Origin of the sequence: Streptomyces sp. ADI95-17 (assembly GCF_003846175.1) — a bacterium.
Lineage (GTDB): Bacteria > Actinomycetota > Actinomycetes > Streptomycetales > Streptomycetaceae > Streptomyces > Streptomyces sanglieri.
The window spans coordinates 878,626-885,403 of the sequence record NZ_ML123045.1 but is presented as its reverse complement, the minus strand read 5'-3'; the positions used below and the strand labels follow the sequence as shown (position 1 = coordinate 885,403).

The window sequence follows — 6,778 nt, the reverse complement described above, 5'->3', positions numbered from 1 at the left end:
TGAAGGTGATCAGGAATCCGACGGCCCAGAGCATCGGTGTCTCGAAGGACAACGATCCCTTCCACATCGTGCCGATCCAGTTGAAGAACTTCACACCGGTCGGTACCGCGATGAGGAATGTCATGAACGAGAAGAACGGCAACAGCACGCCGCCCGTCACGTACATGTGGTGCGCCCACACGGTCACCGAGAGACCCGCGATGGCGATCGTCGCGCTGATCAGGCCGATGTAGCCGAACATCGGCTTCCGGCTGAACACCGGAATCACCTCGGAAATGATTCCGAAGAATGGCAGGGCGATGATGTACACCTCTGGATGGCCGAAGAACCAGAAGAGGTGTTGCCAGAGCAATGCGCCGCCATTGGCCGCGTCGAAGACATGTGCACCGAATTTACGGTCCGCCTCCAGCGCGAAGAGCGCGGCGGCGAGCACCGGGAAGGCCAGCAGGACCAGCACACCGGTCAGCAGGACGTTCCAGACGAAGATCGGCATGCGGAACATCGTCATGCCGGGCGCGCGCATGCAGATGATCGTGGTGATGAAGTTGACCGAACCGAGGATCGTGCCGAAGCCGGAGAAGGCCAGACCCATGATCCACATGTCGGCGCCGACACCCGGCGACCGGACCGCGTCCGAGAGCGGGGAGTAGGCGAACCAGCCGAAGTCCGCCGCACCCTGCGGGGTGAGGAAGCCGGCCACCGCGATGATCGAGCCGAAGAGGTACAGCCAGTAGGCGAACATGTTCAGCCGCGGGAACGCCACGTCGGGCGCGCCGATCTGCAACGGCATGATCCAGTTCGCGAATCCGGCGAACAGCGGCGTCGCGAACATCAGCAGCATGATCGTGCCGTGCATCGTGAACGCCTGGTTGAACTGCTCGTTCGACATGATCTGCGTGCCGGGACGGGCCAGTTCGGCGCGCATGAAGAGCGCCATCAGACCGCCGATGCAGAAGAACGCGAACGATGTGACCAGGTACATCGTGCCGATCGTCTTGTGGTCAGTGGTGGTCAGCCACTTGATGACGACGTTTCCCGGCTGCTTGCGCCGGACCGGCAGCTCGTCCTCGTACGAGTCGTCTGCTGCCGCGGCACCCTGAGGTTCGTTGAGGATGCTCACAGTTTGTTCGTCTCCGCATTCCTGGCCGGGTCAGTCTGCTCGATGCCGGCCGGCACGTAGCCCTTCTGGCCCTTCTTCGCCAGCTCCTCCAGGTGCGCCTGGTAGCGCTCCGGGGAGACGACCTTGACGTTGAAGAGCATCCGGGAGTGGTCGACGCCGCAGAGCTCGGCGCACTTGCCCATGAAGGTGCCCTCCTGGTTGGGAGTCACCTCGAAGGCGTTGGTGTGGCCCGGAAGGACGTCCTGCTTCATGAGGAACGGCACCACCCAGAAGGAGTGGATGACGTCACGCGAAGTCAGTACGAAGCGGACCTTCTCGCCCTTCGGCAGCCACAGGGTCGGACCCGGGTTGCCGTTCTGCGGGTTCCGCGTTCCCGGGATGCCGAAGTCGTAGACGCCTTCCGCACCCTTGGGGAAGTCCTTGCGGAACCGGTCGGGGATGGCGTCGAGCTCCTTGGGGATCTCGTTGCCCGTGGTGGCTGAGCCGTCCACGTTCTCGATGTAGTTGAAGCCCCAGCTCCACTGGTAGCCGACCACGTTGATGGTGTGGGCCGGCTTCGGGGAGAGCGAGAGGAGCTTCGATTCATCGCGCGCGGTGAAGTAGAACAACACCGAGACGATGATCAGAGGGACCACGGTGTACAGCGCCTCGATGGGCATGTTGTACCTGGTCTGCGGAGGAACCTCGACCTTGGTGCGGCTGCGCCGGTGGAAGATGACGCTCCACAGGATCAGGCCCCAGACCAGCACGCCCGTGGCGAGCGCTGCCGCCCACGAGCCCTGCCAGAGGGAAAGGATCCGTGGTGCCTCTTCTGTTACCGGCGTGGGCATACCAAGGCGGGGGAAGTCCTTGTATGTGCAACCGGTTGCGGTCGCCAGGATCAGGCCCGCAGTCAGCACCTGCGGCAGCTTCCGCCGCATCGGGCGCCGCGACGAGCGGTCGGAGCCGTTGGGACTCACGTAGCGCCTTCCCGAGAGTCTCGCCCGCGCGGTCGGCGCGGCCGTCTTTCTGGTCGGTCGCCGCCCTGACGCGGGCAGGGGTTTGGATGTTTATGCGGACCAAACCCTACTGGACGCTATTTGGGGTCGCGCGGGGAGGGTGCCCAACGCGCCGTCCGACTCCCCGAAGGGGTGGAATACGGGCCTCCGACCGCCATCTGACGCCCCCTCTCCTGGCCCTTCGGGCGGCCCGTCCCCGGGCCGGAGCCCGGCTCGGGCTAGCGTGGCCACGTGCCCTACTTCGACACCGCTTCCGCCGCCCCCCTGCACCCCGTCGCGCGCCAGGCGCTGCTTGCCGCACTGGACGAGGGCTGGGCCGATCCGGCCCGGCTGTACCGGGAGGGGCGGCGGGCCCGGCTGCTCCTGGACGCCGCCCGGGAGGCCGCGGCCGAGGCCGTCGGGTGCCGCCCGGACGAGCTCACATTCACCCCTTCGGGGACCCTGGCGGTTCACTCGGGGATTTCCGGGGCTCTCGCGGGACGTCGGCGTGTCGGCCGCCATCTGGTGGTCTCCTCGGTCGAACACTCGTCGGTGCTCCATTCGGCCGCCACCCATGAGGCCCAGGGCGGGTCGGTCTCCGAGGTCCCGGTGGACCGGTCGGGGGCGGTGAGCGCGGCGGCGTACGCGGCGGTGCTGCGCGAGGACACCGCGCTGGCCTGTCTGCAGTCCGCCAACCACGAGGTCGGCACCGAGCAGCCGGTGGCCGGGGTCGCGGAGGTCTGCCGGGCGGCGCGGGTGCCGCTACTGGTGGACGCCGCGCAGTCGCTGGGCCGGGAGCCGGTGCCGGAGGGCTGGTCGCTGCTGACGGGCAGCGCCCACAAGTGGGGCGGGCCGTCCGGCGTCGGGCTGCTGGCGGTGCGCAAGGGGGTGCGGTTCGCCGTCCAAGGTCCGGCCGACGAGCGGGAGTCGGGCCGGGCGGCGGGGTTCGAGAACCTTCCGGCGATCGTCGCGGCGGCGGCGTCGCTGCGGGCGGTGCGGGCCGAGGCCGCGGCCGAGTCCGTACGGCTGCGGGCCCTGGTGGACCGGATCAGGGCCGCGGTGCCGGAGCTGGTGCCCGATGTGGAGGTGGTCGGCGATCCGGTGCGGCGGCTGCCGCATCTGGTGACCTTCTCCTGTCTCTATGTCGACGGGGAGACACTGCTGCACGAGCTGGACCGGGCGGGTTTCTCCGTATCATCCGGTTCGTCCTGCACCAGCAGCACGCTGACACCGAGCCATGTGCTCAGGGCCATGGGAGTGCTGTCGGAGGGGAACGTACGGGTGTCACTGCCGAACGGCACCTCCGGCCAGGACGTCGACCGCTTCCTGGAGGTGCTGCCCCGGGTGGTGGCGGAGGTACGGGAGAGGCTGGGGGCGCCCGTCGGGCCGCCCCGGGAGGCCGCCCCGGCCGGGACACGGGTGGTCGACGCGCTCGGGAAGCGGTGCCCGATCCCGGTGATCGAACTCGCGAAGGTGATCGGGGACGTACCGGTGGGCGGCACGGTGACCGTGCTCTCCGACGACGAGGCGGCACGGCTGGACATCCCGGCCTGGTGCGCGATGCGCGAGCAGGAGTACGTGGGTGAGGAGCCGGCGGACCGCGGCTCGGCCTATGTGGTCCGCCGGCTGTCCTGACTACGAGAGGTGGGTGCGCACCTCGGCGGCGGCGTCTTGGCCGTACGCCTTGGTGAAGCGGTCCATGAAGTGGGCGCGGCGCAGGGTGTACTCCTGGGTGCCGACCGTCTCGATGACCAGGGTGGCCAGCATGCAGCCGACCTGGGCGGCGCGCTCCAGACCGACGCCCCAGGCCAGGCCGGAGAGGAAACCGGCCCGGAAGGCGTCGCCGACGCCGGTCGGGTCGGCCTTGGTCTCCTCCTCCGGGCAGCCGACCTCGATCGGGTCCTGGCCGGCCCGTTCGATGCGGACGCCGCGGGCGCCGAGGGTGGTGACCCGGTGGCCGACCTTGGCCAGGATCTCCTCGTCGGTCCAGCCGGTCTTGGACTCGATGAGCCCCTTCTCGTACTCGTTGGAGAAGAGGTACGTGGCGCCGTCGAGGAGGATCCGGATCTCGTCGCCGTCCATCCGGGCGATCTGCTGCGAGAAGTCGGCGGCGAACGGGATGCCCCGGGAGCGGCACTCCTCGGTGTGGCGGAGCATCCCCTCGGGGTCGTCGGCGCCGATCGAGACCAGGTCGAGGCCGCCGACCCGGTCGGCGACGGCCTTCAGCTCGATGAGCCGGGCCTCGCTCATCGCACCGGTGTAGAAGGAACCGATCTGGTTGTGGTCGGCATCCGTCGTGCAGACGAAGCGGGCGGTGTGCAGGACCTCGGAGATCCGGACCGAACCGGTGTCGACGCCGTGGCGGTCGAGCCAGGCGCGGTACTCGTCGAAGTCGGAGCCGGCGGCGCCGACCAGGATCGGCTCCGTGCCCAGCAGGCCCATGCCGAAGCAGATGTTGGCGGCGACACCGCCCCGGCGCACGTCGAGGTTGTCGACCAGGAAGGAGAGCGAGACCGTGTGCAGCTGATCCGCGACCAGCTGGTCGGCGAAACGGCCGGGGAAGGTCATGAGGTGATCGGTGGCGATGGAGCCGGTGACTGCGATTCGCACGGGGAGACTGCTCCTGCGGAGATCGGGGGGAACGGGTGGCTGTGTTCCCGGGGCGGCGTGACAGTTCACGCTACCGGTTCCCCCGACCCGCCATGAAGGGGGAAAACTACCCGATAGTAGGGCTTTCTTCCTGAGGTCGGTGATGCCTACGGTGCGAACATGTCGAATCACAGCGCCACGCGAGAGTCCGAGATCAGCCTGGCCGAGCTGCGCGGTGACTGCGCGCGGATGGCTCCGCACTGGGTGGCCCGCCCGAAGTCTGCCCCCGTTCCGGTGGCGCCGTCCCGGATTCACGGGGTGACCGTGCCCGCCGCCTCCGCCCGGCTGGTCGACGCCATGTCGGACTACGGCGACTGAAGGGCGGCCGAGACCCGCACCGATCGCGCCTGAGCCCCGCGAGGGAACCGTGCGCGCCGCTGCTCCGTCCCACCGTTGTCCCCGTCCGGGGACGGACGACAGGCCGGGCGACGGCATGTGACGGCCATGCAGGCGAAGGAGCGATCCGGTGAGCACCGAGCGACCCGACAACGACGTGACCGGCCCCCGGCGGCGTTCGCCGCTCGCCGTGGCTTCGGTGGCGGCAGCCGTACTGCTGGCCGGTGGCGGTGGCGCGTACTGGGCCGCTACCGCGGCCGACAGCGACGGCAGGTCCGGCAGCGGCGCGGACGACGGCGGGCGGCACACCCCTCCCCCGCTGGCCCTGGGGCAGCACTCGGGCGCCCCCACGGCGCCCGGGGCGCCCCCGCGGGGCATCGCGCCGGGCGAGCCCGATCCGAGCGGCGGCCGGGTGGTCTACCGCGCGGCCGGCAAGCTGCCCGAGGGGCCCCGCACGGCCGCGGTGCGGCAGTCGGTGGGCACCGTCTCGGCGGCCGAGGTGGCCCGGCTGGCGAAGGCGCTGGGCCTGGCGGGCACGCCGCAGGCCGAGGCCACATACTGGAAGGTGGGGTCCGACGGGGACGGCTCGGGCCCGGTCCTGCGGGTGAACAAGCAGGCTCCGGGCACCTGGAGCTTCGCCCGGTACGGCTCCGGCGGTACGGACAACTGCCAGAAGGGGGCGGCCTGTTCGGGCGGGAACCCGGCGCCGGGCGGCAGCGGCTCCCCGGTGAGCGAGAGCGCCGCCAGGGCCGCCGCGGCACCGGTCCTGAAGGCGGCGGGGCAGCCCGACGCCACGCTGGATTCCGGCCAGCTCATGGGCGCGGTACGGGTGGTGAACGCCGACCCGAAGGTGGACGACCTGCCCACATACGGCTGGTCGACCGGGATCCAGGTGGGTCCGGACGGTGAAGTGGTCGGCGGCAGCGGCCAGTTGAAGGGCCTGGAGAAGGGCGACAGCTATCCGGTGATCGGCGCGGCCGAGGCGCTGGAGCAGCTGAACGGTCCGGCGACCCGCAAGGAGGCCCGCGCGGACATCGGCGGCTGCGCCTCCCCCGTACCGCTGGACGAAGGCCTGAAATCGCCGAAGGCCCACTGCGGGGCGCGGACCGGGGCGGAGCGGCCGACGACGACCGTGACGGTCGACAAGGCGGTGTTCGGCCTGGCGGCGCAGTACGTGGCGGGCAAGCAGACGCTCGTACCGTCCTGGCTCTTCTCGGTGCGACCGGCCGCCGGCGGCCGGGGCACCACGGTGGCGCAGGTCGCCGTGGCGCCCTCGTACCTGGCGAAAAACGCACCGGCGACGACCGCCCCCACGCCGCCCCCCACGCCCCCGGGCAACGCGGAGAAGTCCCAGCGGCAGCTGCTGTCGTACAGCGCCGACGGGCGGACCCTGTCGGTGACGTTCTGGGGCGGGGTGTGCAGCACGTACACCGCGAGCGCGGCCGAGAGCCCGGACCGGGTGACCGTGAAGGTGGCGGAGGCGAAGCAGCCCGGGAAGAAGGTCTGCGTCATGATCGCCAAGGAGCTGACCCGGACGGTGACGCTCGACGCGCCGCTCGGCGACCGGACCGTGGTCGACGCGGTGTCGGGCGGCGACGTACCCCGCGCCTGAGCTCCGGCCCCCGGGCACGGCCCGGACACGACGACGGCGGCGGTCCCGGATTCCGGGGCCGCCGCCGTTGTGCCGTTCCGCGTC

Annotated in this window: 6 protein-coding genes; 3 read left to right on the top strand and 3 right to left on the bottom strand. The window is 70.5% G+C overall.

Going from position 1 to position 6,778, the window contains the following annotated elements; genetic code table 11:
• Together EES42_RS12020 and coxB are read right to left on the bottom strand one after the other, a co-directional pair.
• Positions 1 to 1,120: cbb3-type cytochrome c oxidase subunit I (locus tag EES42_RS12020; RefSeq protein ID WP_206433443.1), on the bottom strand; the 1,120-nt coding region annotated here is incomplete at its 3' end.
• A complete protein-coding gene (gene coxB, locus EES42_RS12015; RefSeq protein ID WP_124718113.1) occupies positions 1,117 to 2,079 on the bottom strand; it encodes an aa3-type cytochrome oxidase subunit II in 963 nt (320 codons plus the stop codon). The genes coxB and EES42_RS12020, both read right to left, overlap by 4 nt.
• Positions 2,080 to 2,349: 270 nt before the next feature.
• On the opposite strand from coxB, the gene EES42_RS12010 reads away from it, so the two are divergent.
• Positions 2,350 to 3,732: a cysteine desulfurase/sulfurtransferase TusA family protein gene (locus EES42_RS12010; RefSeq protein ID WP_124718112.1), complete on the top strand. Its 1,383-nt coding sequence runs from the start codon at positions 2,350 to 2,352 to the stop codon at positions 3,730 to 3,732.
• Here the strand turns inward: EES42_RS12010 and EES42_RS12005 are convergent, their stop codons facing one another.
• A complete protein-coding gene (locus EES42_RS12005; protein WP_124718111.1) occupies positions 3,733 to 4,707 on the bottom strand; it encodes a carbohydrate kinase family protein in 975 nt (324 codons plus the stop codon).
• A gap of 159 nt (positions 4,708 to 4,866) precedes the next feature.
• Here EES42_RS12005 and EES42_RS12000 point away from each other — a divergent pair, with 159 nt between their 5' ends.
• Entirely contained in the window at positions 4,867 to 5,064 is a 198-nt protein-coding gene (locus tag EES42_RS12000; protein ID WP_124718110.1) for a hypothetical protein, read from the top strand.
• A 148-nt stretch (positions 5,065 to 5,212) separates the two neighbouring features.
• Entirely contained in the window at positions 5,213 to 6,694 is a 1,482-nt protein-coding gene (locus EES42_RS11995) for a hypothetical protein (protein ID WP_124718109.1), read from the top strand.
• Positions 6,695 to 6,778 lie beyond the last annotated feature (84 nt).

Bases quoted from the DNA above. Each gene is read 5' to 3' on its own strand.
- EES42_RS12000 (WP_124718110.1), top strand. From the start codon at position 4,867: ATGTCGAATCACAGCGCCACGCGAGAGTCCGAGATCAGCCTGGCCGAG.